Annotated in this window: 3 protein-coding genes; all 3 read left to right on the top strand. The window is 33.9% G+C overall.

Annotated elements, in window-relative coordinates; all coding sequences use genetic code 11:
- Window positions 1-195: 195 nt before the first annotated feature.
- From AACZ30_RS13380 to AACZ30_RS13370, 3 genes are read left to right on the top strand one after another with little or no spacing between them, the layout of a single operon-like run.
- Window positions 196-2,523: a TonB-dependent receptor gene (locus tag AACZ30_RS13380; RefSeq protein WP_339649973.1), complete on the top strand. Its 2,328-nt coding sequence runs from the start codon at window positions 196-198 to the stop codon at window positions 2,521-2,523.
- Between the two features lies 1 nt (window position 2,524).
- Window positions 2,525-3,340 carry a DUF4249 domain-containing protein gene (locus tag AACZ30_RS13375; protein WP_339649970.1) on the top strand — a complete coding sequence of 272 codons (816 nt, stop codon included), beginning with the start codon at window positions 2,525-2,527 and terminating at the stop codon, window positions 3,338-3,340.
- Between the two features lie 9 nt (window positions 3,341-3,349).
- Window positions 3,350-3,571 (top strand): DUF6095 family protein, encoded by a 222-nt coding sequence (locus tag AACZ30_RS13370; RefSeq protein ID WP_339649969.1) that lies wholly within the window; start codon window positions 3,350-3,352, stop codon window positions 3,569-3,571.
- Window positions 3,572-3,822: the final 251 nt, after the last annotated feature.

The following is a 3,822-nucleotide window of genomic DNA, read 5'->3' as shown; positions in this document are numbered from 1 at the left end:
ATAATTTTAATAGTTTTTAAAAGCCGAAATTAATTTTTCGGCTTTTTTATTTTATTTTTTTGTTTAATCTTTTTAAACAAATCTTAATAATTTCTGTATATTTTCAATTTTGCAGAGTTTCTACACTATCTTTACCTAAAAAATTTGAAAATACCATTTCACTTTCCGCTTTTATTTTTTTTCCTGTGTATTTCAATGGGAATCAATGCTCAGGAAACCTATACGCTTAAAGGAACTATTACCAATGCGTCCAGTAATGAAACATTAATAGGTGTAAATGTTATTGTTCCGGAAGAACAAAAAGGCGTGGTTACCAATGAATACGGTTTCTATTCCATAAAACTGCAGGAAGGCACTTATACACTTGAAATTTCTTACCTGGGTTTTCAAACCATAAGAGAAACAATAACTATCACAGAAGATACCACCTTTAATACCGAAATGACTGAAGGTTCTGAAAGTTTAGACGAAGTAGTTATAAAGTCTAATAGTGAAGGTTTTAATATTAAGAGCCCCGAAATGAGCGTTAATAAACTTTCTATTAATACCATTCAAAAATTACCGGTGGTATTTGGTGAAGTAGATATCGTAAAATCATTACTGCTTTTACCGGGAGTTTCTAATGCAGGAGAAGGTGCTTCGGCTTTTAATGTACGCGGTGGCGCGGTAGATCAAAACTTAATTCTACTAGATGAAGCTACTATTTTTAACTCTTCTCACCTTTTTGGTTTCTTTTCGGTGTTTAATCCCGATGCAGTAAAAGATTTAAAATTATATAAAGGTGGAATTCCGGCTAAATATGGCGGAAGGGTATCATCGGTTCTTGATATTTATCAACGTGACGGTAACAGTAAAGAATTTAAAGCACAGGGCGGAATTGGGGTAATTTCAAGTAGATTACTGGCTGAAGGACCCATTGTAAAAGATAAAGGTTCTTTTTTGGTTGCCGGCAGAAGTTCTTATGCACATTTATTCCTGAAACTCGCCGATAATCCAAACTCTGCTTACTTCTATGATCTCAATACAAAACTAACCTACAAGTTAAATGATGAAAATAAGCTATTGTTTTCTGGATATTTTGGTCGCGATGTTTTTGATATCAATCAAAACTTTTTAAATACCTACGGAAATTCAGTCTTTAACCTTAGATGGAATCATGTTGTTTCAGATGATATTTTTACCAATTTATCACTTATTTATAGTGATTATTACTATGGTTTAACCCTTAATTTTGTTGGCTTCAATTGGGACAGTGGTATAAAGAACCTCAATATAAAATATGATTTTAACCACTATTTAAACAATACATTTCAATTAGAGTACGGTCTCCACAGCACTTACCACGAATTTAATCCGGGAGAAATTGCTCCAATAGATGAAAACTCTGGCATTAATTTCTTTAAACTTACCAATAAATATGCACTTGAAAATGCGGCTTACTTTTCCGTAGAACATAATATTTCAGATAAACTTACGGCAGAATACGGACTTAGATTTAGTAATTTTTTACGATTGGGCCAGGAAAGTTTAAATGAATATGAAAATGACAACCCAATTATTTATAATGAAGCATTAGATATTTATGAAGAAGCGCAACCTGTAGACCAGAATTCCTATTCCAGATCTGAAGTTATAAAAACCTATTCCAACTTTGAACCGAGGCTGGCGTTAGCTTATAATTTCAGCGAAAATCAGTCGGTTAAAGCGAGTTATAACAGGATGGCTCAATATTTACATTTAATCTCCAACACTAACTCTCCCACTCCCCTTGATGTATGGGCACCAAGCGGACCATTTATTAAACCTCAAATTTTAGATCAATACGCCCTGGGGTATTTTCGAAATATTGATGACGGAAAATATAGCTTAGAGACTGAAGTTTTTTATAAGGATATTCAAAACAGGATAGATTATGTTAATGGAGCGAATCTAATCGCTAATAATAACATTGAAACTATAATTTTAAATGGTAGATCCCGGGCTTATGGTCTGGAAATTTTAGCAAAGAAAAACGAAGGTAGGTTTACTGGTTGGCTCGCTTATACCCTGTCAAGATCTGAACAACAAACTCCCGGGAGAACTGCGGCTGAAAGCGGAATTAATAATGGAAAGTGGTATGCAACTAACTACGATAAAACGCACGATATTAGTCTTACCGCCACATATGATTATAATAAGAAATGGGATTTTAGCGCTAATTTTGCATTTCAAACCGGGTTACCGGTCACTTACCCAACAGGGCAATATGATTTTAACGGAATAAATGTTCCGGTTTATGGAGATAGAAATAGCAATAGATTACCGGCCTACCACAGGCTAGATCTTTCCGCTACTTATATTCCAAAACCTAATAAAAAACAAGGCTTTCAATCTTCATGGAATTTTGGCATTTACAATGTTTATAACCGGAAAAATGCTAACTCTATAAGCTTTAGGGAGAATGAAGATACCGGAAGAAACGAATCGGCAAAATTAAGTCTATTCGGAATTATTCCTTCCATAACCTATAATTTCAGTTTTTAAGATGAAAAATTTATATATTTTATCACTTATAATCCTTTTTACATTCACTTCTTGCGAAGAAGTAATAGACTTAGATTTGGATGAAAGTGAACCAAGATTAGTGATAGACGCTTCTATGCTATGGTATATAGGCACACCTGGTAATAATCAGCAAATTAAATTATCAGAAACCATTGGCTTTTACGAAGAAGGAATTGAGCCGGTAACAGATTCTAAAGTAATTATTGAAACAGGTAGTGGTGAAGAATTTATTTTTACTCATCAGGAAAATGGTATATACCAAAATTCTAATTTTATTCCCGAATTTGACGAAAATTATACGCTGGAAATAAGCTATAATGATGAGCTTTACACGGCTACTTCCAGTTTTGTTCCTGTTGCAGGTATAGACTATATTGAACAGAACGATGAAGGCGGATTCACACGTGAAGACCTTGAGGTTGAAGTATTTTTCACAGATCCGGCCGGTGAGGACAATTTCTACCTTTTTAGCTTTAGTAATATCACTACTTCTAAATTCTCTCTGGAAATTTATGAAGATGAATTTACAGATGGCAACCAGGTGTCCTCATCATACTCTAACGAAGATTTGGCAACAGAAAATGAAATTCACATTACTATGGAAGGAATATCAGAACCTTTTTATAATTATTTATTTATACTTCGTTCCCAGGGAGGCAATAACGGAGGCGGCCCATTTCAATCACAACCCGCAACAGTTAAGGGAAATATAGTGAATCAAACCAATCCAGAAAATTATCCTTTTGGATACTTTAGACTTTCAGAAGTCGATTCTACTACATATATTGTGCTCTAAGAAAGTAAGATGAAACATACTAATAAAAAAATATTAGGAAGAGGAATCAAATACCTGGCATTTGCATTGCCCCTAACATTAATAGGCCCTTCGGTATTATTTACCGCCTTTAACAACCAGGATCATCCATTTTATATTCCTGTATTAATAGTAGGAATTATTGCGCTAATAGCTGCGATAATTTTAATGTTTCTGGGAATAAAGACCATTGTTAAGTCGATTTTCGACTAGTAAGAAATTTAAAATCGAACTATACTCCTTCTAAAAAAATAGCTCCTATTTAGTTCAGACTTATTTGTAGTAATTAATTATTCTGTGGTATCTGCTAATGTATTATTACTACCCTTATCCCACCACTACCCCCTCATCAGATACAAGTAAAGGTTTCTTTAGAACCTAGGGGCACTTTGGTACCAAAAACCATATTTATTAAAACAAAAAAAGACCCTTACAAGTTCATGTAAGGGTCTTCTAAAAAAAGG

Origin of the sequence: uncultured Salegentibacter sp., from assembly GCF_963972535.1 — a bacterium.
In the GTDB taxonomy this organism is placed as follows: domain Bacteria; phylum Bacteroidota; class Bacteroidia; order Flavobacteriales; family Flavobacteriaceae; genus Salegentibacter.
The sequence above is the reverse complement of the archived record's forward strand: the minus strand, read 5'-3'. Positions and strand labels throughout refer to the sequence as shown.